Origin of the sequence: uncultured Zhongshania sp. (assembly GCF_963975605.1) — a bacterium.
Taxonomy (GTDB): domain Bacteria; phylum Pseudomonadota; class Gammaproteobacteria; order Pseudomonadales; family Spongiibacteraceae; genus Spongiibacter; species Spongiibacter aquimaris.
This window is the reverse complement of the sequence record NZ_CAXBHN010000007.1, coordinates 43,871-68,308: the sequence shown is the minus strand read 5'-3', so window position 1 is coordinate 68,308 and position 24,438 is coordinate 43,871. Positions and strand designations below refer to the sequence as shown.

18 protein-coding genes, 3 tRNA genes and 1 pseudogene are annotated in these 24,438 nt (G+C 51.6%); 3 read left to right on the top strand and 19 right to left on the bottom strand.

From position 1 onward, the window contains the following. Window positions 1-106: 106 nt before the first annotated feature. Window positions 107-1,528: an aldehyde dehydrogenase family protein gene (locus AAC007_RS08410; RefSeq protein WP_339675939.1), complete on the bottom strand. Its 1,422-nt coding sequence runs from the start codon at window positions 1,526-1,528 to the stop codon at window positions 107-109. Between the two features lie 433 nt (window positions 1,529-1,961). Here AAC007_RS08410 and AAC007_RS08405 point away from each other — a divergent pair, with 433 nt between their 5' ends. Together AAC007_RS08405 and AAC007_RS08400 are read left to right on the top strand one after the other, a co-directional pair. After that, complete coding sequence (locus tag AAC007_RS08405; RefSeq protein ID WP_339675936.1) at window positions 1,962-4,055, top strand: acetate--CoA ligase family protein; 2,094 nt, start codon at window positions 1,962-1,964, stop codon at window positions 4,053-4,055. 154 nt (window positions 4,056-4,209) lie between these two features. Then, entirely contained in the window at window positions 4,210-4,845 is a 636-nt protein-coding gene (locus AAC007_RS08400; RefSeq protein ID WP_339675935.1) for a TetR family transcriptional regulator, read from the top strand. Window positions 4,846-5,203: 358 nt separating this feature from the next. On the opposite strand, the pseudogene AAC007_RS08395 reads toward AAC007_RS08400, so the two are convergent. From AAC007_RS08395 to AAC007_RS08380, 4 genes and pseudogenes are all read right to left on the bottom strand, one after another. Continuing rightward, window positions 5,204-5,353, bottom strand: a pseudogene (locus AAC007_RS08395) (YgjP-like metallopeptidase domain-containing protein); the annotation flags it as partial. Window positions 5,354-5,959: 606 nt separating this feature from the next. Continuing rightward, window positions 5,960-6,046, bottom strand: a tRNA-Leu gene (locus AAC007_RS08390). A 142-nt stretch (window positions 6,047-6,188) separates the two neighbouring features. Then, window positions 6,189-8,510, bottom strand: coding sequence for a CFI-box-CTERM domain-containing protein (locus AAC007_RS08385; RefSeq protein WP_339675934.1), 2,322 nt, complete (start codon window positions 8,508-8,510; stop codon window positions 6,189-6,191). Continuing rightward, window positions 8,494-8,976 (bottom strand): hypothetical protein, encoded by a 483-nt coding sequence (locus tag AAC007_RS08380; protein ID WP_339675933.1) that lies wholly within the window; start codon window positions 8,974-8,976, stop codon window positions 8,494-8,496. Before AAC007_RS08380 ends, AAC007_RS08385 begins: the two co-directional genes overlap by 17 nt. A 524-nt stretch (window positions 8,977-9,500) precedes the next feature. On the opposite strand from AAC007_RS08380, the gene AAC007_RS08375 reads away from it, so the two are divergent. Next, complete coding sequence (locus tag AAC007_RS08375; RefSeq protein ID WP_339675930.1) at window positions 9,501-10,814, top strand: glycoside hydrolase; 1,314 nt, start codon at window positions 9,501-9,503, stop codon at window positions 10,812-10,814. A 91-nt stretch (window positions 10,815-10,905) separates the two neighbouring features. On the opposite strand, the gene AAC007_RS08370 is transcribed toward AAC007_RS08375, so the two are convergent. The 14 genes from AAC007_RS08370 to AAC007_RS08305 all read right to left on the bottom strand — a co-directional run bounded on the left by AAC007_RS08370 (window position 10,906) and on the right by AAC007_RS08305 (window position 24,346). Continuing rightward, window positions 10,906-10,979 (bottom strand) — tRNA-Cys (locus AAC007_RS08370). Between the two features lie 373 nt (window positions 10,980-11,352). Next, window positions 11,353-11,428: transfer RNA gene (locus tag AAC007_RS08365), tRNA-Gly, on the bottom strand. Between the two features lie 136 nt (window positions 11,429-11,564). Next, a complete protein-coding gene (gene pgsA / locus AAC007_RS08360) occupies window positions 11,565-12,125 on the bottom strand; it encodes a CDP-diacylglycerol--glycerol-3-phosphate 3-phosphatidyltransferase (protein ID WP_295872946.1) in 561 nt (186 codons plus the stop codon). Window positions 12,126-12,167: 42 nt separating this feature from the next. Continuing rightward, window positions 12,168-14,045 carry an excinuclease ABC subunit UvrC gene (gene uvrC / locus AAC007_RS08355; protein ID WP_339675927.1) on the bottom strand — a complete coding sequence of 626 codons (1,878 nt, stop codon included), beginning with the start codon at window positions 14,043-14,045 and terminating at the stop codon, window positions 12,168-12,170. 19 nt (window positions 14,046-14,064) lie between these two features. Next, the gene (gene uvrY, locus AAC007_RS08350; protein WP_296434205.1) at window positions 14,065-14,709 is read right to left on the bottom strand and encodes a UvrY/SirA/GacA family response regulator transcription factor; all 645 of its coding nucleotides are present in this window, start codon (window positions 14,707-14,709) and stop codon (window positions 14,065-14,067) included. 66 nt (window positions 14,710-14,775) lie between these two features. Next, on the bottom strand, window positions 14,776-15,363 hold the full coding sequence (locus AAC007_RS08345) for an alpha-ketoglutarate-dependent dioxygenase AlkB (protein WP_295872951.1): 588 nt from the start codon (window positions 15,361-15,363) through the stop codon (window positions 14,776-14,778). Window positions 15,364-15,375: 12 nt separating this feature from the next. Further along, entirely contained in the window at window positions 15,376-16,374 is a 999-nt protein-coding gene (murB, locus tag AAC007_RS08340) for a UDP-N-acetylmuramate dehydrogenase (protein WP_339676066.1), read from the bottom strand. Between the two features lie 5 nt (window positions 16,375-16,379). Beyond that, on the bottom strand, window positions 16,380-16,865 hold the full coding sequence (locus tag AAC007_RS08335) for a low molecular weight protein-tyrosine-phosphatase (protein WP_339675922.1): 486 nt from the start codon (window positions 16,863-16,865) through the stop codon (window positions 16,380-16,382). Continuing rightward, complete coding sequence (kdsB, locus tag AAC007_RS08330; protein ID WP_339675919.1) at window positions 16,862-17,641, bottom strand: 3-deoxy-manno-octulosonate cytidylyltransferase; 780 nt, start codon at window positions 17,639-17,641, stop codon at window positions 16,862-16,864. Before kdsB ends, AAC007_RS08335 begins: the two co-directional genes overlap by 4 nt. 79 nt (window positions 17,642-17,720) lie before the next feature. Beyond that, on the bottom strand, window positions 17,721-18,731 hold the full coding sequence (gene lpxK / locus AAC007_RS08325; RefSeq protein ID WP_339675918.1) for a tetraacyldisaccharide 4'-kinase: 1,011 nt from the start codon (window positions 18,729-18,731) through the stop codon (window positions 17,721-17,723). A 301-nt stretch (window positions 18,732-19,032) separates the two neighbouring features. Beyond that, window positions 19,033-20,835 (bottom strand): lipid A export permease/ATP-binding protein MsbA, encoded by a 1,803-nt coding sequence (gene msbA / locus AAC007_RS08320; protein WP_339675916.1) that lies wholly within the window; start codon window positions 20,833-20,835, stop codon window positions 19,033-19,035. Between the two features lie 28 nt (window positions 20,836-20,863). Beyond that, on the bottom strand, window positions 20,864-21,295 hold the full coding sequence (locus AAC007_RS08315; protein WP_339675914.1) for a biopolymer transporter ExbD: 432 nt from the start codon (window positions 21,293-21,295) through the stop codon (window positions 20,864-20,866). Then, on the bottom strand, window positions 21,292-21,930 hold the full coding sequence (locus AAC007_RS08310; protein ID WP_219044167.1) for a MotA/TolQ/ExbB proton channel family protein: 639 nt from the start codon (window positions 21,928-21,930) through the stop codon (window positions 21,292-21,294). Before AAC007_RS08310 ends, AAC007_RS08315 begins: the two co-directional genes overlap by 4 nt. 64 nt (window positions 21,931-21,994) lie before the next feature. Continuing rightward, window positions 21,995-24,346 (bottom strand): DNA internalization-related competence protein ComEC/Rec2, encoded by a 2,352-nt coding sequence (locus tag AAC007_RS08305; RefSeq protein ID WP_339675910.1) that lies wholly within the window; start codon window positions 24,344-24,346, stop codon window positions 21,995-21,997. Between the last annotated feature and the right edge of the window lie 92 nt (window positions 24,347-24,438).

Here is a 24,438-nt window from a genome sequence, read left to right as displayed (position 1 = left end):
GTCAAAGCTGCCAAAGATACTGAAAAGAGCGTGAGATTCGGTGCCGAAAACGACCGAATCTCACGCTGCATAGCGAGATCGTTTGAACTCACCTACCCCCAGCAGATCAGGCCGCAGGTTTCGATTTAGGAATGAAAATAGTTTTGGCCTGGGTAAATTCCAATAAGCCATCCAGGCCATTCTCCACACCAATACCGGAATGTCTATGACCACCCATTGGGGTATTCGGTGTGGTTTGTAAATTCTGATTTATCCAAACAGTCCCGGTTTCCAGGCGTTTCGCGACTTCCAGGGCTTGCTCGATATCCTTGGACCACACCGCGCCGGCTAAGCCGTACTCACTGTCATTGGCCCGCGCAATCACCTCGTCTAAATCGCTATAACGCAGCAGCGGTAAAATTGGCCCAAAGGCCTCCTCCACAACGACTCGCTCGCTATCAGCCGGATTATCCACCAGCGTCAGTGGCAAGAAGTAACCCTTTTCTGGCACCGCCCCGCCTTCAAGCAGGGTTAATCCCCGCTCTTTAGCATCCGCCATAAGCGCTTTAACACGATCGTATTGCGGCTTGTTTTGCAGCGGCCCAAACAGACTATCTGAATCCGTCCCATTGCCCACTTTTAAAGCCTTTGCCAAACCGTGAAGCTTGTCGCGCATGGCATCGTAAATACTGTCGTGAATATACAAACGTTTAGTCGCTATACATATCTGGGAGGTGTTGAAAAAAGCGCCCATAAACAATTGGGGCGCCACTTCATCGACATCAACATCTGGTAGAACAATACATGCATCGTTGCCACCCAGTTCCAAGGTAATGCGTTTCAAGTCCTGCGCAGCAGACGCCATGATTCGCTTACCTGTCGCTGTCGAACCGGTAAATGATATCTTCGCGAAGCCAGGATGAACCGTCATCAGCGGCCCCAATTCATCGCCGCCAGAAATAATATTGAGGACGCCAGGCGGCAATATCTCGCGCAGAAGCTCACCAACACGCAAGGTCGTTAAGGGCGTATACGGCGACGGTTTCAGCACCATGGTATTCCCCGCCAGCAAAGCGTGAGACATTTTCCAGGACGCCAACAACACCGGAAAATTCCACGGCACAATGGCGCAGACCACACCTAGGGGCTCGCGGTGTACCTCCACGGTGCGTTGTTCAGTTTCCTCCACCACCTCGACCGGTAGCTCAAAGCTCGCCATGCCCTTAAACCACATTCCCGCGCCGAGAATTTCTTCTTTGGCCATGGTCAACGGTCGCCCTTGCTCAGCGGTAAACAGCGCTGTCAGCTCATCTACGTTAGCCATAATGGTGTCGCCCGCCTTCACCATAAGCGCTGCGCGCTGACTATGAGATAAGGCCTTCCAAGCAGGATACGCCGCTTTCGCCGCATCGTCAGCCGCATTCAAGTCCGCTTCGCTTGCGCGGGGTGCCTGCGCAAAGGACTCTGCCGTCGCCGGATTGATAACGTCCATCGTTTCAGATGCGATCGCTGCCTGACCGTTAATGGTCATCGTAATGTGTTGCGTCATATTTTTTACCCTTACCTTATTTTCAACGCCGCCCCGCTTTGAGGGCCCTATTGGTGGTCTCGCTTAACGCCAAGCACCACCGCTTTTTGCACTATTTAATAACACGTCCGCCTTGGCGACCCCACGGTGTTAATGCCGAGATGCTCATCGCAATCGGTCTCAATCCTGCGCACTTTACCTTTCATTATTCGTAACAAGCGCCTTCACTTGCCCAAAACGTTCCGCTACCAAGGCCAGCAACTTATGCGCGTTCCTGGTTTTTAAACTATCACCGCCAACATAGCTAAGCGGGCCTCAGAGTGCCCGAAATTCTTAGCAAAATCTTGAAAATCTGAGCGATAAAAAGCCTCAGAAAATAATTTAATTAATCATTTAGTTAACTTTACGGTAAGCTGCGCCTAAAATCGACAATAAATTTATGAGGAGCAACCCTGTGCCCACCGAAAACACCAGTGACTTGAACGGCCTACTTCAACCTCGCAGTATCGCTTTAGTTGGCGCAAAAGACCGCTCGGTGTGGTCGGTTTCGGCCTTTGAAAACCTCAAACGCGGCGGCTTCGACGGTGACATTTATCTTATAAACCCCAAAGGGGGCATCATCCACGGCATGGAAGCCCACACCAGCTGTGTCGCCGTAGGTGCCAGAATCGATGTCGCACTGCTTATGGTGCCAGAGTCAGTGCTACTGGATACCTTTGACGACCTGCACTCCGCCGGCGTGAAGGCCGCGGTAATCCTCTCCGCAGGCTTTGCCGAAGCGGGCGAAGAAGGCCAGAAAAAACAACAGGCCATGGCAGAAAAGGCACGCGCCGTTGGCATTAGACTGCTGGGGCCAAACTGCTTAGGCTTCGCCAATTTTTTACAGAAAACAGCCGTTTGGACCACTCCCCTGCGCCGCGCGCAACCGTCCCCCGCCGTGGCGCTGGTTTCCCAAAGTGGCGCACTAGCCAGCCAGCTAGAGCAGTTTGCCTACCAGCAGCGGGTAGCACTTACCCATATGATTTCCACGGGGAATGAAGCCGATATCAGTGTCGCCGAGGTCATTGAATACCTCAGTGCTCAAGATGAACCCAAGGCCATCGCCCTGTTCTTAGAGTCAGTGCGAGACCCCGCGGCATTTATTCGCGCGGCGGAGGCAGCTAAAGCGGCAGGCAAAACTATCGTGGTCTTAAAAGTAGGCAGCAGCGAAGCGGCAGCCAAAGCGGCACAGGCCCACACCGGCTCGCTAGTGGGTGACGACGCGGTGTTCAACGCCCTGTGTAAAAAGCTCGGTATTGTCCGCGTACACTCTTTAGAGCAACTTATTGTTACCACTGATCTCATCGCCCAATTTGGCAGGATCAAACCCGGCGCCAAAGGACTCGCCTTACTCGCCATGTCGGGCGGTCTGTGCGAAATCGCGGTCGACCAAGCTGAAGAACTCGGCTTGTGTATTCCCGAACTGAGTGCAAGCACCAAGCAGGCGCTGGCCGACGCCCTACCAAGCTTTGCCACCCCCAATAACCCGCTAGACCTTACCGGCGGTGCAATGGTGGACCCTGGTTTGATCAGCACCGCCATTGAAATAATAGCGACAGACCCCGCCGTAGGCGCAGTCGGTTTCGTCTTTGACATTCCGGCAAAAGATGACAAACGCGGCTTCGCCCGCAGTTTCATCAAAGAAGTAAGCAGCGGCTTTCAGCGCATTAGCGTCCCTGGATTAATGCTAAGCCATACATTCAACGCCGTTAGCGGTGAAGCGCGAAGCATGGCGGATGAGTACAAATTGATTTATTCCGGCGGTGGACTCAATCATGTATTAACCGCACTGCATAAAATTTTGGATGACCGAGAAACGTCCGCTATCAGCAATACAATTACAGCGGCCCATCATGCGCGCCCGAATAGTGAAAGAGCGGTACTGGATTTTCTGGCAGAGAATGGCGCGAAGGTTATTCCCGCCCATATCGTTAACTCTGCTGACGAGGCCGCCGCTGCCGCTACGACCTTAGCAGCACCGGTTGTGTTAAAAATTCTCTCAGAAGACATTCAACATAAAACGGAAGTGGGCGGTGTACTTCTTAACATCGCTGGCGCCCAAGCTGCCGCCGACGCCTATGAGCAAATCATTGCCTCTGTCTCCGCCAAAGCACCGAATGCGAAAATTGAGGGCGTGATCGTGTCGCCGATGCGCGGCAAAGGGCTTGAAATATTTGTCGGCACAATGAAAGACCCGCAGTGGGGCCAAGCCATTACCGTCGGGCTAGGTGGTATTTGGGTAGAGGCACTAAAAGACACCAGCCTGCGCTTGCTGCCGGTAACTGAAAAGGATGCCAAGGAAATGCTTTCTGAACTGCGCGGCGGCGTACTGCTCGACGGCTTCCGCGGCGCGCCGGTAGTAGACCGCAACGAGCTGGCCAAAACCATCGTCGCCATCGGCAATGCCGCACTGGCACTGGGTCCCGATTTAGTATCGCTGGAAGTGAATCCCATTTTGGCCTCAGAGCACGGTATAGAAGCCTTGGACGGCCTAGCGATTTGGGAGTAAACCGATATTGGGCGGGCCTCTGGCACATCAGCGAATTAATCCGAGTTGTTAATTGCTAATTAAGCGATTGACTAGGCTTATGCTACACTTTCGGCATTATTCAGACCCGCCACTACTAGGACTTTGCGCCGTAACCGGTGACACCACATACATTATGAATTCGCAAAGCACTGCGCAACCAACACGAAAACGCCGCAGCAATGCCAAAGATCAACTTCTACAAGCTACCAGCGATATCTTAAGCCAGCGAAGCGGAATAGACGTATCTCTCAGCGAAATAGCCGAAACATCTGGCTTAAATTCAGCGCTAATCAAATATCACTTCGGAAATAAAGACGGCCTACTTTTAGCCTTGGTAGAACGAGATGCCGCGCCTAGTATGGACTTGTTAAACAAACTAGTCGCAATGGATGTGGGGGCCGCAAAAAAAGTTAGCCTGCATATCACCGGCTTAGTGAATACCTACGCCAAGCACCCCTACTTACATCGATTGATTCACAACCTAATGGACAGCAAAGAAAAGTCCATATCCGAGGCAATGGTCGAATTCTTTGTAAAACCCCTGCTTGCAGCCGAACAAAAAATACTCAGCGAAGGCGTCGAATCTGGCGTATTCCGCGAGGTAGACCCAACGCTTTTTTATTACTCCATCGTCGGTGCCTGCGACTATATTTTCTACGCCCGCCACTCAAGAAAATTTATTACTGGCTACGAAGAGCTCACTCCGGCGCTAATAGAAAAGTACACTGTTTTTGTTTCTGAGATTGCGTTGAGGATGTTGGAGCCTTAGGGCTTGTCCAATCCGTGGCTTAAGCAGTAACAACACACCGAAAACCAAGCACGATACGGCTCGGTAAGTAGTTTTGGGGATTCAGTGCAATGAGATAAAACAATAAGTTAGTGCCAGGGCTGGAATTGAATAGAAACCTTAACTAATTGTTTTGTAAAAATTTAATAAATTCATACCATCATAAATACCGACGCAATTTAATCTACCTTCAAGTCAAAAAAGATAAATAACCTTAGATGATTATTCCCCTAAGCCTGCCTAACAAATTAGGTATTATCGGGTACAATCAGGTATCTCAGCTTGCAAGCCAAAGGCTAAATTGTTGATATAACATATTACTGTTTGGGCAGCATTCAATCTAATAAGCCCAGTTCTCATGAACCAAAGGAGACGTATTAAGGGTTTTCTGGCTGGTTCGCCACTGCGGTAAAAATTGATCCAGTAAAGATCTAAACCTCTCATTGTGGTGACGCTCGTGCAAATGTATCAACTCATGCACAAGGATGTACTCAAGGCATCTTCAGAAATTAGTTCGCGATTATTAATTATGCAAGAGATTCTATCGCAATATCATCTTCGCAGCCATTTTTCAGAAAATCTAGCTATTAGCGAACAAAATAACGAGTAATGCGAACCGTTTTCTGAATCGTTAACTACGCGCTCAACACCGAACTTAGGCCGTATCAATGAGGTTAAGGATGTAACACGGACAGTCGTTTATTTACGATTTATCGGGCAATAACTTAGCGTATTCCGCCATTAATCGCCGTCGGGCTTTTAAAAGACCGTCGTCTACTATACGTCTACTATCCTCTTTTTTAGATCGTCGGGGACTCTTCGAAAGCTGCGGCTGAACCTTTCCGGTTAAAGTCCCCGGCGAGCTCAGTGTTCTAATTTGGGAATGGCAGCGGTATTAACCACGAAGTATAGGTGGTGCCCGGGGCCGGGTTAATCAAATACAGCCTTTGGGCTGTTTTTGACCCCTTCGGGGCTTCGTCGCTCCGCTCCTCGTTCAAAATGCTAGGAGCATTTTCTGAACCTTTCCGGTTCAAGTCCCCGGGGAATTCGGATTTCTATCGGAGTTTAGTAGCGGTACTAATTTTGGGGTAATAAGTGGTGCCCGGGGCCGGACTTGAACCGGCACGACATTGCTGTCGGGAGATTTTAAGTCTCCTGTGTCTACCGATTTCACCACCCGGGCTAAGGGGTTTGGCGTGAGCCAATGTGATAGGCGAGAAACGAAATTATTTTCCGATTCAGCTTATGCGGTAGTGCTAAAAAAGCGTTCGCAGTCTACTTATACTACCCAAAAAAATCAACGGCTTAGAGCAGTTAATTGCAGTTTAACTTGGCACCACAGTAACAGCCCTATTCTGCAAATGACGCCTGCGCAGCAAAACGAGCTGAGCAGCTACCAGCATTAACAAGGCGACAAAGGGGTATTTTAGTCCATAGACCAAGGGGCTTAGGGCTACTCGTGTTACTAAGCGCAGGGATTCAGACTGGGCAATGTGGTCGGCAATAGGCGGTGAGTAGCGGTAATACGTGGCCACAATAGTCTGCCCCCATTTGTAGGGAAGCAGAACTTTGTCTCGAAAATCTCGCAGTATTTTTACGTCAGGGGCAAGGTAGCTTCCATAGGCTGCAGTGGCGATAAAACAGGCTCCGCCACCCCCGCCACCTGAGCGCGGTGCGACTGGCGGCGGCGCTGCGGGCTCTTCACCCAGCGCTGTTGCCAAGGCTGTGGCGGCGGCATCTGCATTGATAAGTCCGCTGCCCGTGACTGTATCAGCACCCACACTCGCACGGAGACCTTTCACGTCGATAGCCGAGCTTTGCACGGCGCTAATTAATTGCGCGGGGCTCGCGCTGGGATAGGCTTCCCTCAAAAGCGCAAATACGGCGGCAGCATTTGGTGCCGCTGCCGAGGTGCCGTAAAAATTTAGAAAATCATCTGGCTCGCCATCTTCTGGCGCCGCCACTGGCGAGCCCAATACCGTGTTGTTATTGCCGTCTACCGCCGCAAATTGCGGAGAGTTACGGGTCTGCGGCGAATACTGACCATTGCTATCAAACTGCAGAATTTGCTGACCACCACGGGAAGTAAATGCTTCGGGATCAATCTCTATGCTGTCGTAGCCCTCTGGTCTAAATTCTGGCGATTCCCACCACGCCACCGCCGCCACGCCAGCAATACCAGCCGCCATTGAATGCCCCCAGACAACCGGCGCGTTATACGCATATTCAGCACTGCTAACTTGAGCGCCTGTTAGCAATATTCTGAATTCCAATGGCACGCCCGCCTGCTGAGGAATATCTCCCTGGCTGCCGTCAAAATGTTCAATGGCGAGATAAAATGTCTGTTCAGATGCGCCCGTTTCCAATGTCACAACTTCTGATGCGTCTCCAAACGGACTTCCCGTCACCCCCTGCTGATTGGCACCCCGTGCATAAAAATCAGCCGACGCGGGATTGAGGGACATCAACGTCGCTGCAGTGGTAGCGTAGAGGTCTAAATCGATTTGCGCCCCTGCGCTTGGGTTTACCGAGCTATAGGGTTGATTCCAGCTTAAAACCACAAAGACAGTGGCGTTTGCGGGGATCGTCACCGCCAAAAATGCATCGTTTCCGTTAGCGCTCCAATTATGAAGATCGTTTCCAGTGGGGAATGCGCTGATTCCCGGCTCATCAATCGCGGTCACCAGATCTTTATAGACATAGCGATAGGCCTGATCACCGTCATTGCCCGCTGCAGATAAGAACGGTTTACCGGCGCTAACACACTCCGATGCGGCTATCGCCGGCACATCGTCTTGGTAGACGCTCTCATTAAGAAACAGAATATCGTCGACCACAATGTCGGCCCGACCTGGGGCACATAATTGCCGAATCGCCTCGGCCATTTCGGCACGGCTTTGCCCCGCGGCGTGAAACATGAGCGGTGCGCCTGGCGCCACGTCGTGAATTAGCTCCGCCATCGCGGCGCCCTCATCGGTGCCGTCGGCAACATCGTCTCGCAATATGGTCACGGTACTAGGTAAGTCACCGTTGTCTTGCTGGCGACTGCCCTGCAACTGTCCCGCAGCGAATTGAGCCGGCGTAGTGTTGCCATCGCGAACGACAGAGGTTTGCGCAAAGCTGTCTGACACAATACCAATGGTTTGGCCGCTGCCCGTCACGCCTAAGGAACTTGCCGCTATATCCGCGCGCATTGCCCTGCCGGCGCGGCTGGTCACCGCCCCTACCCGCATCACCGGTGGCAGCAAATAATGTATTTCCCGAATATTCGTCTGCGCTGAGAGAAGAATTAAGTCCTGCTCGTTGCGCAGCAGTACCGTGGCACGGCTGCCATCTTCAGAAAGAAATCGAAGGGGAATACCCACTTCGTCCAGGAATCGACGCAAGCCGTCACTACTATTAAGAAATAACTCAATGGGAACGCCAGCGCCCGCAATGCTATTTTTTAGGCGGGTTTGCATCACGTCAGAAGTGCTCGCCCCCTTATCTCCGGCGAGAAGAAGCTGAAGACGGCTATCTAATTTTGCAGCAGCTCCGCCGGCCGACCTTGCGGATTGTTTGATATTTTCCGACGCTATTCCATGGCTCGCAGTACCGAGAACAACGATAGAGCACACAAACACCGCTAGTTTATTTTTGAAGATCATCAAAAACCTTTATGGCCACGTCCTTTTTAGGCGGGGTGCGACTCACCGAAACTGCACTCACACCGCGAATTTTAGCTAAACCGGCCAACTGTTCTGCGTTTTTCACCCAAATAAAGACACGCTCGTTAACCGGGTTTACATAGTCTACGGTATAGCCTGCTTTAAGGATTTTTTCGACAAAAACGTCGGCGGTTTCTTCCCAATAGCGAACATCGACCAAAAGCCCGCTAGCACCGTCACTATAATAGCTGGGAGTTTCCAGAAGCTGCTGCCACAAGCCCTCATCGAGACTTAAGAATCCATCCAAGGGTGCTTGAAATATGGCACGCTGAATCATTGCGGACTTTTGCAGAACGGCTTGGCGATCAGATTCTTGGTTACTACAGGAAAATAGCAGCCCACCGAAAGCCACAGCAATCAGTGCTATATCTACCACCGCAATCACATATCTCCTAAGTCTGCTCATATCACCTCGTAAGCGAATAGGCGTATACAACCCTATTGCCAGCTTAGCGACTAATGGGCAGTAACAAACTAAGGGATTTACCTAGTGGCTTTACGTAGCAACGCACATGGATAGCCTGAAAAAATGACAAGAACTACACATAAGACAATGATTTTATTACCATTTACTGGGTTATCAGCCACCAAAGATGGATCGGAGCGAAAACCGACCCTAACGCCCTCTGCAACGCGACAACAGGGAACAATACCTCGACCGCAGTCATCAACTTGTAACCAATTGCGCGTCTAATGAGAGAAGGCAGCGCGGAAACGTTATTTGACGCCCCATGACCGTCGTGAGCTGTAAATCTTCTGGAGCACAACATCCGCTTTCCATTTTTTAAGTCCCGCCAGCAGGCCAATACAAGCGTCGCTATCACCCTGCAGGGCGCTGACCCCGTCGCCGAAACCGAAAAGCGCTATCTCTCGTTTTCAATAGACATTTCATTATTAGCTGGGGGATTTTGGTGGGAAGGCGCCCTGGATGTGCGGCGCGGACTGGGCACATTGCGGGTGCCACCTTTAAAACTAAATTCGCCCAAGCTCGATCGCTTAGTACAACTGTTGGGGCCGGCCTACCTCCGCATTGGGGGTTCGGAAGCGGACAAGGTTCATTACTTCACGCAGCCGGATAACGAACCCGACTCCTTGATACTGACAAAAACGCAATGGGATGACCTACACGGTTTTTTGCAGCGCAATGACTTAAAACTGATCTTCACCTGCAAATACGGACTCTTTAAACGCAAGGATCACGGCCGCTGGCAGGGCGCGGAATTACAGGCTTTATTGGATTACAGCGCAGAACAACAATACTCCATTGAGGTTTTCGAACTGGGCAATGAGCTCAATGCTTATTGGGCTTTTCACGGCCTCTTATCCCAGCCACGGGCCATACATCTCGCCCGCGACTATGAAAAGTTTTACCAGGTCGTGCGGGAAAAATTCCCCACCGCGCTGATATCTGGACCCGGTAGTGCGTTTTGGCCAAAGCTAGGCGAAACCATTCGCCCCATCAGCAATATCACGCCAAAGTTTCTGTCTGAATTACGCGTAAAGCTCGACATTGTGGATTGGCACTACTATCCCTTTCAAAGTGATCGCAGTCCTGTTCGCACCCGCAAAGCACGCATCGAACACCTTCTAGATCCCAAGTCTTTTGAGTATTACCGCAAGTACAGTAATCGCCTGCGCACTCTCCGCGATTTTCATCAACCGCAAGCCGCTCTCTGGACCGGCGAGACGGGGTCGGCCCAGTGCGGCGGCCAACCTGATCTATCTGACCGGTGGGTATCTAGCTTCTGGTGGGCTGATCAATTGGGTATGGGAGCGAGGCTAGGACAAAAGCTTATGGTCCGTCAGTCACTAATAGGCGGCGACTACGGCATGATCGCTCGACTCACTCTAAAGCCCCGTCCCGATTTTTGGGTAAGTTGGCTCTGGGGGCAACTAATGGGCACCACCGTGTTCGCCATCGGCAGCGAGTCGTCCCACTTGCGCTGCTATCTGCACTCAGGCAAAAGCGAGGATTCAAAAACACTGTTGCTGATCAACCTAATGCCGACGCCAGTGGAGGTCACGCTAGAACCGAGTTTGCTCGCCTCGATAGTCAATGGCTACGAACTCACGGCCAAAAGCCTGATCAGCCGCCGAGTTAAATTAAATGGCAAGAAACTGCGCTTTAAAGGCGGAGCCGTGCTGCTAGAGGATTTCCCCGTGCGCCAATTCAAGGGCAGTGTCGCGGCATACAGCATCAGCTTTTGGCAATGCCAACAAGGCGGTGTTAGCTCAGAGAAGTAATTGCTTTGATTTTAGAATGTATATCGCAACGGCCGAAATACGATAAGTACGAGAAGATAAGCTGAATACAGAAGGGAGAAAACTGTGTAAATGGAGGCGCGGGTCGGAATCGAACCGGCGTACACGGAGTTGCAGTCCGCTGCATGACCACTCTGCCACCGCGCCTAAAATCGTTTTTTTCTACACTTTTACCGTGTACGCCGGTCGATACCGGCCCTCTTTTTTCGCCGCAAGCGCTGGAGTTACCGTCTCAACAAGACCACTCTGCCACCGCGCCTAAAATCGTTTTTTCTACACTTTTTACCGTGTACGCCGGTCGATACCGGCCCTCTTTTTCGCCGCAAGCGCTGGAGTTACTGTCTCAACAAGACCACTCTGCCACCGCGCCTAAAATCGTTTTTTCTACACTTTTTACCGTGTACGCCGGTCGATACCGGCCCTCTTTTTTCGTCACAAGCGCTGGAGTTACTGTCTTAACAAGACCACTCTGCCACTGAGCTAATTTGCAATGCAAACATGTTGCTTTGCGACAATATATTGGAGCGGGAAAGGAGGCTCGAACTCCCGACCTCAACCTTGGCAAGGTTGCGCTCTACCAACTGAGCTATTCCCGCGTCGCACTATATCTAGATTTTTTGCTTGATCCCTCAAGCCCGATTTACAACATTGAGCTGTGCTTCAGGAAGGCGCCTATTCTAGTCAGAGATAATTTTCTGTCAAGGAAAGTCGCTGATTTAACGTGTTTTTTTTCTAATTGCCGGCCGTATCGCGCAAATCTGGCCAAGCGGCATGAAGATAAATCACCATCGACCACAATGTGAGCACAGCGGCTGTATACAAGGTAATTATATTGGCGTAATACAAATAGCCGTCACTGTCAGGTGAGACCAGAAGCCAACCAAATATTGCCACCATCTGCGCTGAGGTTTTTACCTTGCCCAAATACGATACCGCTACACTGGTGCGCTTACCGAGTTCCGCCATCCACTCCCGCAGCGCCGAAATAACTATCTCCCGACCAATAATAATAACCGCGGGAACGGTAAACCAAGCGGCCTCGTAACGCTCTATGAGCAACGCCAAGGCAACCGCGACCATTAGCTTGTCAGCCACAGGATCAAGAAAGGCGCCTAGCGGTGTGCTTTGACCGAGCTTTCTCGCCAAATAGCCATCTAGCCAATCAGTCACCGCCGCCACCGCAAATACCGCTGCGGTTAAAAAGTAGGTATGTGCTTGGGGCCAATAGAACAACGCCACAAGAACCGGAATTAATACAATCCGGAACAAGGTAAGGGAGTTGGGTATATTCATATTGGTCTCATTAGCTGTCGTCGCGCCTATTCTATTCGTTTTCTATGCGCTGCGCAGGCCTTCATGAATTTGCAGCGCAATTTTCTCGCTAATACCGGACACCCGTCGCAAATCTTCGACGCTCGCCTGCCGCACCCCCTGAAGGCCACCAAAATGGCGCAGCAAGTCGCGACGCCGCTTTGCGCCAACACCGGGAATGGATTCTAGCGTCGATTGCCTGCGGGCTTTATCGCGACGTGCCTTATGCCCGGTAATCGCAAAGCGGTGCGACTCGTCGCGAATATGTTGTATGAGGTGCAGTGCCGGGCTGTTATCTGGCAAATTAATCTCGCGGCCATTGTCACCACGGATAAGGACTTCCAGCCCTGCGCGACGATCTGAACCCTTAGCGACGCCAACCATAAACAGGTCATCTATGCCCAGCTCGGCCATGACCTGTTTTGCCTGCGTTAGCTGCCCCTTACCACCGTCAATAAATAAAATATCTGGCCTTACAATCTCGCCGGCTTTTATCCGTCTATAGCGCCGGCTTAAAGCCTGATGCATTGCCGCGTAATCGTCTCCGGCGGCAATACCGTCAATGTTCATTTTGCGGTAGTCCGATTTAAGCGGACCGTTGCCGTCAAACACGACACAGGACGCCACCGTCGCCTCACCGCTGCTGTGACTGATATCGAAACATTCCATGCGCTCGGGCTTATCATCTAACTCCAACACCGCCTGCAGCGCTTTAAAGCGCTTCAAGGTGCTCGCCGACGAGGCGAGGCGATTAACCAGATTTTGCTCTGCGGCGGTCAAGGCTAAACCCAACCACTTGGCGCGATGGCTGCGTACACTATGGCTGATACTGACCTGCCGCCCCGCCTGCTCGCTTAGGCCACCCGCCAACAGCGCTGCATCATCGAGGGCAATATTGGTAATTATCTCGCGCGGCATATCGGCGCCGCCGGTACCAATTAAATAATGTTGTGCGACAAAGGCCTCTAGCTGCGACACCAAGGGTTCTTCCAACTGGCTTTTTGGAAAATAGCTGCGGCTACCCAATACCCGCCCAGCGCGAACGCAAAGCAATTGTATACACACCGTTCCCGCATCCATCACACCGGCAACAATATCGATATCGCCGGTTTCGCCTTCGATACACTGGGTCGCTTGAACCTGTTGCAAGTAGGCAATCCGGTCCCGCAGATCGGCCGCTTTCTCAAACTCTAAAGCACTGGCATGGCGCTCCATGTCATCTGCTAAGGCTCGACTAACCTCACTACTCTTGCCCTGCAAAAACATTTGCGTGTGATTGACATCGATGGCGTATTCTTCGTCGCTTACGGCGTTAACACAGGGGGCTGAGCATCGGCCGATTTGATACTGCAGACAGGGCCTACTCCGGCCGCGATAATAACTGTCTTCGCACTGCCGAACGCGAAATACTTTCTGCAACCAACTTAGGCTTTCACGCACCGCTGAGGCACTAGGATAGGGACCAAAATACATGCCCTTACCTTTCTTGCTGCCACGATGAATACTTAAACGCGGGTGTTTGTGGTCGGTACTCAAATAAATATAGGGGTAGGACTTATCGTCCCGCAGCAGAATATTGTATGGCGGTTTGTACTGCTTGATGAGGTTTTGCTCAAGCAGCAAGGCCTCGCGCTCACTGGCGGTGACCGTCACCTCAATCTCATGAATTCGCGACACCAAGGCCACAGTTTTAGAGGTGAGGCCGCTGGCCCGAAAATAACTACTCAGGCGATTGCGCAGATTTTTGGCTTTGCCCACATAAAGCACGTCCGCCGCTGCATTAAGCATGACGTAAACACCGGCTTTAACGGTGACGTTTTTCAAGAAGGTTTTGGAATCAAACTCGGCGACGACTGGCGCGGCGGAGTCCACTCCCATGCCTGTCTTACTTTCACTACTCATAATAATTGCAAACTGCCCACTACGCGTCTGGTGAGTCGATTAGACCGTGGCGCATGGCCAATAAGGTCAACTCAACATCACCGCTAATATCGAGTTTCTCGAACACTCGGTAACGGTAGCTATTTACGGTTTTAGCGGAGATATGCAAATTATCAGCGATGTCTTGAACCTTATGACAGCTGGCAATCATTAGACTAATCTGCATTTCTCGCTCAGATAAAGATTCAAAGGGCGAGGCGTCGTCACCGTTCAACTGCTTAAATGCCATAGTCTGGGCAACGCCGGGGCTCAAATAACGCTGCCCCCTGGCAACGTGCCGCACCGCCAAGACCATCTCCTCTTCAGAGGCACCCTTGGTCACATACGCAGACGCGCCCGCCTTGAGGAGCAAGCTGGGCATGGGTTCTTGATCATAGGCACTGAGCGCAATGACCCGGGTGTCAGGGCAAATAAGTTTTAATTTGCGCGTTGCTTCCAAACCACCAATGCCTGGCATGCGCACATCCATTAACACAATATCGGGATTCAGGGCGCGGCAGCTACTGATCACTTCTTCTCCACTGGCCGCCTGTGCGATAACCGAAATACCCTCGGCATCATCTAACATACGGACTATTCCGGTGCGCACCATGGCGTGGTCATCGGCGACTAACACTGTGATCATGTACTTCCCCACATAGAATGAGCAAACGATACCATTCTGAACTAGGCCGAACCAGCCTGCCGTGGCTTATTTTAAAAGCTTTCGAAACGTTAAATTAATGCGGCCGTCGCGAACGCCCTTGCGCACCGGCAACGCGTGCTGCCAATGTTGCTGGGTTGGCGGCAACATAAGCAAAAGAGAGCCGTCGGCCAAGCAAAGCTTTTGTACTTTGCTCTGCCCGACCTTGGGCTTTAAACAAAAGTCGCGCTCTGCACCGAGGCTTATTGACGCGATACACGGCGATTCTCCCAGCTCAACTTCGTCATCGCTGTGATAACCCATACTGTCGTTGCCATCGCGATAGTAATTAAGCAGAGCGCAATTGAATTCAAAACCGGTATCAACGCGCAACTGATCGCGCAATATTTTCAATGATGCCGGCCACGGCGACGTCGCATGACTCAGGCCGCTGTATTGATAGCGTAGTTCGGGGTCTCCCACGAAATACACTAATCGCGGGGTCAGGTGTTCTCGTCCATAGACTTTTACGAGGGGCTGCTGCCACGGAATCTGTTCGCACAACTCAAGAAAAAGCCCCTGCGGGTCAGACAGGTAGTTGGCGTAATAATCCAAACCACCGCCCACTAAAGGAATATGTTGTAGGCCTGTGAACATTCCCGCTGCCCCTCAATAAACCCGAGGTTCAATGTCCAGTGTCACACCGTATTTACGCAACACATCGGCTTGAATCTGGGCGGCAAACGCGAGGATATCGCGGCCACTGCAGGCGTCGTAATTGACGACAACAATCGCCTGTTTAGGGTGAATACCCACGCCGCCCTCGCGCCGCCCCTTCCATCCTGACTGATCTACCAACCATGCGGCAGCAAGCTTGACCTGTCCGTTAGGCATGGGCCAGTGCGCCAAACTTGGGTACTGTCCAAGCAGCTCAGTCGCTTTTTCTGCAGAGATAAGCGGGTTTTTAAAAAAACTTCCCGCATTGGGCTCGCGTCGATAATCCGGCAACTTTGCAGCGCGGATCACGGCCACGTGTTCAGCAATTTGCTGAGGAGACGCTTGCTCAGGATCGCTTAACTCAGCGCGAAGCGCGGGGTAAGACACCTCTGGATGCGCTATTGCGCTCAAGCGCAGACACACCGACGTGATAATAAAACGATCTTTAAGCTCGTGTTTAAAAATACTGTCGCGGTAACTGAGCTGGCATTGCTCGGCGCTCAAGGTGCGCAGCTGCGATTGTTCGCAATCCCAGCCCGTGACCGACTCAAGCACCTTGGACAACTCAACGCCGTAGGCGCCGATGTTCTGGATTGGCGCGGCGCCGACAGAACCCGGAATGGCAATCAGATTTTCTAGGCCGTAGCAGCCCTGCGCAATACAATAGCAAACCAATTCATGCCAGTTTTCGCCCGCCGCGGCCGTCACTAGCCGTTCATCACCATGCTCACTGCACTCGACACCGCGCAATGCCAGACGAATAACCAAGCCATCAATGTCGCCGGTCAACACGACATTGCTACCCCCACCCAACACCACCGGTGCCTGATTGCGCTGACGGGAAAACGCCAAGGCCTCCTGCAGCTCATCAAGCGTTGTGACTTCAACAAAGTAAGCTGCTCTCGCCGGCACCGCCAAGGTATTAAAACCAGCGAGGTCGACGTTCTGCATTATATTCACTGACTAAACTCTCCGGTGGCGCGGATTGTCGCAAGCAAGCCTCGCGCGCCATCTTCAACCAGTTCTAACACGGTTTCAAAACCATCTTGCTCGCCGTAATACGGGTCAGGCACTTCCCGCTGCCAAGAGGATTCCGCAAAATCGAGAAACAGCGATACATGACAGTTGGTTTTATCCCCCGCCATTGCGCGCAGATCTTTTAAATTACTTTTATCCATAGCCAAAACGTAGTCAAAATCGCCAAAGTCCGCACTAGTGACCTGCCGCGCTCGCAAACTCGATAAATCATAGCCCCGTGACTGCGCTGCGCGCTGGGTGCGCTCATCCGGTCCGCGACCAATATGCCAGTCGCCGGTGCCCGCGGAATCTATTTGTATTTGCTCTTGCAGGCCCGCGTCTGCCACTAACTTTTGAAAAACACCATGGGCGGTTGGCGAGCGACATATATTGCCAAGGCATACAAATAAAACCTTTACTGTCATGCGCCCTTACCCATTAAAAATGCACGCACCGCATTTAAATCCGCCTCGGTATCGACGCCGCCGGGAATATCTACGCAGGCGAGTTCGATATGAATGCGTACGCCGTTTTCCATAGCCCGCAATTGCTCCAGCTTTTCAACTCGCTCCAAAACTCCCATTGGCCAGGTCACGAATTGATGCAGAAAGCCTACCCGATAGGCGTAAATGCCAATGTGGCGCAGGAACGGCGCACCCGCTGGCAGCTCGCCCTCTTGAGATGAACCGGCACTGGCCCACTCATCGCGACACCAGGGCATGGGTGCACGACTAAAATACAGCGCGAATCCGGCTAAATCGCTAACTGCTTTCACCGCATTGGGATTAAATACTGTGGCTTTATCGTGAATGGCTTCGGCGAGCGTGGCGATACCCGCCTGTGCATTTAGCGCGAGGTTATTCGCCACTTGCGCAATAGCCTCGCAGGGAATTAACGGCTCATCGCCCTGCACATTGACGACAATTTCATCGTCTGCAAGGCCAAGCTTGGCCACCACTTCCTGCAGTCTATCGGTGCCAGATTCATGGCTCGCCAAGGTCATGACCACGTCCGCACCAAAACCCTGGCAGGCATCAAACACGCGCTGATCTTCCGTGGCTACCACTACCCGTGCAGCGTCGCTCTCTCTCGCTCGCTCCCAAACGTGTTGAATCATCGGTTTACCGGCAATATCCATTAAGGGCTTGCCAGGTAAGCGGCTAGATGCAAAGCGAGCAGGAATAATTACGGTGTAGGACATACAAACTCCGAAGGAATCAGGGTGCTAATTATTAAGGGTACAAGGTATTACAGGCAGAATTATAGAGCATTGGCTTTCATTATGAGCGAGGCAGCCGCTCAAGCAAGCTAGAAAACGCCACGTAAAATGCGTCGTCAATATCCGCATCTACCGGCAGCATCCAGGTATTTTCCAGCGTAAACCGCGAGCATTTTACCGCGTCTTTCTCAGTCATGATCACAGCAAAGTCATCGGCGAATTGCAGGTCCGACTCGCTATAAATATGGTGGTCCGCAAAGGGGTGTTCGATAACATCAAAGCCCTTGCTGCGCAGGGCGTCAAAAAAACGCGAGGGGTTGCCAATACCTGCCACCGCGTGAACTCGGCGCGAGGTCTGTGGCCAATCGGTCAAGCAGCGAGATTCACCGCTGTTTTCACCGCTACTTAATTTAACCGCGGTATCACCCGCCAACAACATAGTGTGGCCGGAGAGCGACGAACTGCCGCCATTTATTACCGTCAGATCAACGCTGCTCACTCTACGTATTGGCTCGCGCAACGGGCCAACGGGGAGACAGTGTCCATTACCAAAACCACGTTGGCCATCTACCAGTAGCACTTCAATATCTCGCGCCAATCGATAATGCTGCAAGCCGTCGTCGCTAATAATCAAATTACAGTTGTGCTGCTCAACTAATAATTTTGCCGCCGCGACCCGATCAGGCGCTACCACCACCGGCAAACCACTGCGGCGCGCAATCAAACACGGCTCGTCGCCGGCAATACCGGGCTCGGTATTTGACTCTAATTTAAAAGGGTAATGCGGCGCGCGACCGCCGTAGCCACGACTAACAATACCAACGCGATAAGCACGATCTCGGCAAAAATTCGCCAAGGCCAACACCACCGGTGTTTTACCACTGCCGCCGACGCTGATATTCCCGACCACTATCACCGGCGCGCCGCAGGATTGTGGCGTAATCAGTTTGCGACGCAGTGCCGCAATAAAGCGAAACAAAAACGTCAGGGGTAATAGCAGTAACAGCCAACCTGGGCGCCCATACCAAGCAGCGTTAATCCGCTGTTCTAGGGTCTGCTGACGCTTCATCATTACCACTGCTGGAGGCCATTTTTTCGTCTGGCGAGGCAGAAGGAGTGCGGTTTGCTTATTCCAAATAAATGACTGAGAGCCTGCCCTGCGAGCGCAACGAGTGCTTTGGGTATAACGACGCCGGGCGGAAAAATAGCCCCAGCGGAGCGCCGCCCGGCCCTTCGGGTTGTGCCTGAGAGTGCGCCACTTGTCGTTGCTCCTCGCTCATTTGGAGTAACCAAACCACACTCGTCGCGCCTAAATTGGCGCACTCTCAGGCACAACAGAGGCGATAATGAAACGTCAACAGACCCTAAGGACATTACTGTTCCTCAAAATTCTTATTGTACAGCTGGGCATAGCGTTTATTGAGGGCGATTAACTCTGCGTGACTGCCCTGCTCCATAACTTGTCCCGCTTCCATCACAACAATTTTATCGGCACTTTCAATTGTCGAAAGGCGATGGGCAATCACTATGGTTGTGCGGCCTTTCATAACCTCTTCCATGGCCTGCTGAATATGATTTTCTGCGCGATTATCCAGCGCCGAGGTTGCCTCATCTAAAATCAATATCGGCGCATCTTTCAGAAAGGCTCTGGCAATCGCCAAACGCTGGCGTTGACCGCCAGACAACATCACGCCGTCTTCGCCTATCATGGTATCTAAACCATTGGGCAACTGGTCAATGAACTCTATCGCATGTGCTGCTTCAGCGGCGGCGCGCACTTTTTCCCGCGACGCTCCCGCCATTTTTCCGTAGGCAATATTATTAAATATGGTGTCGTTAAACAGTGTGACCTGCTGGGTAACCAGGGCCATTTTATCGCGCAAATTTTCCAAGGTGTATTCGCGAACGTCCACGCCATCTAATAAAATCTCGCCTTCGCTGTGGTCGTAGAACCGTGAAATAAGGCTAACCAAAGTCGATTTACCCGAACCGGACAAACCAACCAGCGCCAAAGATTGTCCAGCTCCCACATTAAGACTCACATTGCGCAGCACTTTATCGCTGCCCTCCGCGTAAGCAAAACTCAAATCTTTAATTTCAATATTGCCATTTGTGGTATCGGTCACATACGTGCCGGTATCTTTTTCTTGATCGGCATCGATGAATTCAAAAATATCCTGCGCCGCCGCTAAACCTTTTTGAATGGTGCTGCTGACATCCGCCAACTGACGCATGGGTTTTGGTAAGAAAAGTGCCGCAGATAAATAGGCTACAAATGCCCCCGGCGACATCTCGCCTCCGAGCCCCAAGGCAATCCATACCAATACGCCCGTTGCCAGTACCACAGGAAACTGAATCACCGAAGGGCTAATGGCATTGTAGTACGCCATTTTAATATTTTGCGATCGGTTGCGGGAGCTGGCTTCTTCGAACCGCTGCTGTTCGTATTTCACACCATCATATAAACGTATTTCACGGTAGGCACCAATTGACTCATTGGTTACTTGGTTGACGTCACCCATCGCGTTTTGAATACTTTTACTGATCTTGCGAAAACGTTTTCCCACCCAGTAAACAATCACCGCAATGATTGGCATGGCAAGGAAAAACACCATGGTGAGCTTCCAATTGCTGTACAGCAAAAACATGATAAGACCGATGGCAAAGGTCCCTTCGCGCAACACCACCTTGGTCGCATTCACGGCGGCGCCGGTGACCTGCTCGACGTTAAAGGTGATTTTAGAAATCATCATGCCGGTGGAGTTATGGTCGTAATAGGAACTCGGCATATAAAGCATTTTTTGAAAAAGCTCACAGCGCAAATTGTGGACTAAACTGTGCGAAACAATTGAGATAAAGTAGTTCCCGGCAAAATAGCCTAGTCCGCGAACAACCCCGAGCACGACCATCATCATCACGATCCAGAGTCGCGCATCGGTAAGCACAAAATCTTCACCGCCTAGCATCCACATAAATTTGGCAGATAAACCACCTTCGCCAGGTGTCATATTACCGCCGATATAATCGACAATAAGCTGCATCATATCAGCGAGTAATACCTGCACGCCGGAGAAAAGCGAGAAGCCCAATACACTCAATAAAAACATCGCCCACATTGGCAATATATATTTTATTAGGCGGCTGTAAATGACGAGATCTGATTGATCTTTGCTCATAGTGCTAGGCGTTTCCTGATACTAACGATTACTGATCAACAGAATTTGTTTCTGGATCTTGGGTACTGAGACTAAGTTTAGCAAAGCCGAGTCTACCGGCCGCATCCATTGCTGTAATCACTGACTGGTGTGGGCTTTTAGCATCTGCCGTAATGATGACGGGAATATCGCTATTATCCGCTGCGGCATCGCGCATTGCCGCCATCAATGCCTCTACCGTATGCACTGCCAAGCTGCGCGCATTGACGCGGTATTGCCCAGTCGCATCGACCACGACCTCCAAGACTATGTCCTCTTGAATCGCTGGCTCACCCTTGGCACTTGGCAGCTCGAGGTTGAGACGGCTTTCTTTAGTAAACGTCGTCGACACCATAAAAAATATTAACAACAGGAATACGACGTCAATCAGCGGCGTTAAATTTACGCCGCCATCATCCGTACGCTGACGTTTAAATTTCACGACGACTTTCCTGCCGAGCTATCTTTTATTTGCACTTCACCATGCATGGCATTGATCAGCTTAATGGCATCTTGCTCCATGGTGACCACAATCTCATCTATGCGACGCAGGAAATAGCGATGCATCACTAAGGCGGGAATGGCAACACACAAGCCCGACGCGGTCGTAATAAGAGCCTCAGATATACCGCCGGCAAGTACGCCAGCATTGCCGGTACCCTGAACCATGATTTCGGTAAACACCCGAATCATCCCCAATACTGTGCCTAACAAGCCTAGCAGTGGCGCAACAGCGGCGATGGTGCCTAGCGCATTCAAATAGCGCTCCAGGTCATGAATAATATGCGACGCGGTGTCTTCGATACTTTCCTTCATGATTTCGCGGCCGTGCTTGGCATTCGCCAGCCCCGACGCCAAAATCCGCGCCAATGGGGAACCGCGCCGCAACTCTCGCAATTTATCGGCATCCAGCTGCTTATTCTGCAGCCAAGCCCACACCTGATTTAGCAAGGTACGGGGTGCTACTTTGTCTGGATTCAATTTAAGAAAGCGATCTACACAGATTGCCATCGCAATAATGGAGGACACGATAATGGGCAGCATTAGCCAGCCGCCGGCTTTCACCAATTCCAGCACATTCAATCCCTTCAATTTTTATGTCGAGGCATTATACGTAGTGAAGGCCATCGTAAGAAGTGAATCAGCGCTCGGATTGCAAATTGCTGCACATTTCCGCCATTGAAGCAGTTGAATTCGGCGCCGTTTGCCAATAATAGCGACTGCCACCCCAAATCTGGTCAATGGTCGCAGCACTGTTTGCCAATTTGAATCGCATACTGCCGTGATAGGCAGTAGACCAGCAGCGCGCGCCGAATCGCTGATAACGTTGTGTAACCGCCGCGGTTGGATGTCCGTAGTGATTATTACGCCCCGCGGAAAACACCACCTCGGCTGGCACTACTGAGCGGATAAATTCACTGCTAGAGGAGGTATTGCTACCGTGGTGAGGAGCGATAAGTAAATTCGCCGATAGCGTCTGTCCACTGCTAAGCAATTCAATCTCAAGTTCTTTCTCGATATCGCCGGTAAGCAGCATCGACGCTCCATCCGCATCGATACGAAGTACACAGGAGGCATTATTGCCAGTTCGTGTTTTGCCACCACTGTGCTTAACAAATTCAAAATTCACACCATCCCACTGCCAATCCTGCCACGCCCCACAGCGCAACACTGCCTGGGTAAGGCCGTCAATCGGCTCGCCTAGATATATGTCTTTTACGTCCATTTTATCGAGTAACGCCGGGGCCGCACCGGCATGGTCATTATCTGCATGACTCAATACCAATAGATCTACCTCGTCTACGCCAAAACGGTACAGAGCCGGCAATACCACCGCATCTGCAGTATTAAAGCCACTGCTGAAATCAGGCCCCACGTCATACAACATCGTTTTAGATGCCGTCTGCACAAGCACCGACAAGCCCTGCCCCACATCTAATACCGTGACCCATGCCGAGCCAATTGCGGGGCGCGGCGCCGGCGTTAAAAAACTCATAAACAAAGGGAGTATGGCAAGCCATCGCGCCGGCATACCTCGCGGAAGCAATAGCACGAGAATCGCGATGGCTAAAAGCACTCCACTTAAGGGCGTAATCGCAATGTTCACCTGCGGAATAAGCTCCGCTGCCCAGGCGAGGCCGCGCAATAAAACATCGAGTAAATAATCTGCAAGCTGCCAACTCTTATCCGCAAGTGACGGCGACACACTTAATGAAATTAGCCCTAAAAATAGCAGCGGCATAATCAATAGAGTAAGCAGAGGAATGGCGAAAAGATTGACAGGGAAGCTAACCGGATTTACGCCGTAACCCCACATCATCACCAATGGAATTAAGCCGAGTAAAACCACCCACTGCGAGCGCACAAGACTCAATACAAGGTGATGCTTGCGATGACGTCGCCCCTGAAAGGCAAACAATAACACCCCCACCGCAGCAAACGACAAACCAAAGCCAGCGCGATGCGGGGCGAGCGGATCGAGAATTAGCACCAGTAGCATGGCAGTCAAATAGCCCTGCCATAGCGACATATTGCGTCGCCAACACAGCGCCAACAGGGCAACCACAGACATAATCAAGGCGCGCTGCGTGGGTACCGAAAACCCCGCTAAGGCGGCGTAGCTTGCCGCAAAGCACAGGGCAATACCCGCGCCGAATATGAGTGAGTTGCTGCGCGGCAGAAAAACGCCCAGCCCGCGACCTATGAAAAACCCCCACGCCAACACGAGCCCAATATGCATTCCGGAAATAGCCATAAGGTGGCTAGTGCCGGTGCGGGAGAATATCTGCCACTGCTCACGATCAATATCGCTGCGGTCGGCAAATAACAGGGCTTTCATAATATTGCCATGCCGATACTTATCTATATATGCAGCCACTGCGACGAGGAGCCGCTGCCGCAACGTGCTATAGCTGTACTCCCCTCGCTTCGCTATGAACTCCACCGATTCAGGGTTGCGAATATAGCCCGTTGCCGAATAGCCATTGGCAAACATCCACCGCCCATAATCAAAGGCCCCGGGCGATTGATAGCCGTGGGCTTGCCGTAACAGCACATTGGCTTTGATTAGATCGCCAAGCTGCGGTGGTGACTCTGCATACCAATTTAACTGTACTAAAGGCTTGGCAAACGACCCGGTTGCGACACATTTTTTATGTACCTCCAGATCACTGCAAGTCAGGGTAACTAAACGCGCATCAAACCGGTAATAGGGAGCAAATCCAAGACGGCGCTCAGGCATTGAATCAACTTGAATGACCGCGCCAACCTCGCCACTGGCAGGTATTTGAGCGATTCGCCAATGACCATAGCCACTGGCATAAGCCACCGCTAAAGTGAATGCCAGCAGCGCTAAACTAACACCTGATCGCAGCCGTAAATGAAGACCTACAATAAGCGATACGGTGGTCGCAATCACAGCGTAGCTGGGTAGCTCAGGCGCAAAGGCAATTGCTATAAAGCCGACTATCGCTGCTGTCATCCATGACAACATACTGGAGTACCCCGGTAGAACCGTGCATAATGGCGCCGCCCCTATATTACCGGTCTGCGGCTCGGTAGTTTTTATCTGTCACAATCGTAGAT